Source organism: Streptococcus sp. KR (genome assembly GCF_002238115.1).
Classification (GTDB): Bacteria; Bacillota; Bacilli; order Lactobacillales; family Streptococcaceae; genus Streptococcus.
The window spans coordinates 1-549 of the sequence record NZ_NGVM01000124.1 but is presented as its reverse complement, the minus strand read 5'-3'; the positions used below and the strand labels follow the sequence as shown (position 1 = coordinate 549).

The window sequence follows — 549 nt, the reverse complement described above, 5'->3', positions numbered from 1 at the left end:
CATCTCGGACATTTCTTTGTTGAGGCTGATCAAGTAATTTATACTTCACAAATTTACCAGAGAAATCAATCTGAAGATCAAGCGCAGCTGCTTTATGTTTAAAATCTTCCAACGAAAGAGCCTGCTTCAGAAGAAAATCAAGACGTTCCTTAATTTCAAACCGATAATTATTTTGTCTACGCCAAGCAGAATACTTTGTGTAGGAATTTTTCATTGTAGGCTCAATGATTTTAGCGCCATACCGTGCCGCATGTTTGTCCGAAATGGCTCTCAAATTTTTCAGGGTTTTCTTTTCCCAACGAAATTTCTTGAGTGTTGATGTATTGGTGGTATTGAGTATGATGTGATTATGAAGATGATCTTTATCCGTGTGTGTTGCAATCACAAACTCATAATTCCCACCTGTCAATTCTAACATCGTTTGGCGGCCAATTTCATGAACTTGCTCAGGAGTCAAGTTATCATCTGGAGAAAAAGACTGGATAATGTGATGGGCCAATACTTGTTTTCCTGAAGATAATTCTTTCAAGTCATCATCTCCTTTTTTAA

Annotated in this window: 1 protein-coding gene; it reads right to left on the bottom strand. The window is 37.2% G+C overall.

Going from position 1 to position 549, the window contains the following annotated elements; translation table 11 throughout:
* On the bottom strand, nt 1-549 hold a 549-nt coding region (locus CBI42_RS11215), incomplete at both ends, for a relaxase/mobilization nuclease domain-containing protein (protein ID WP_179211415.1).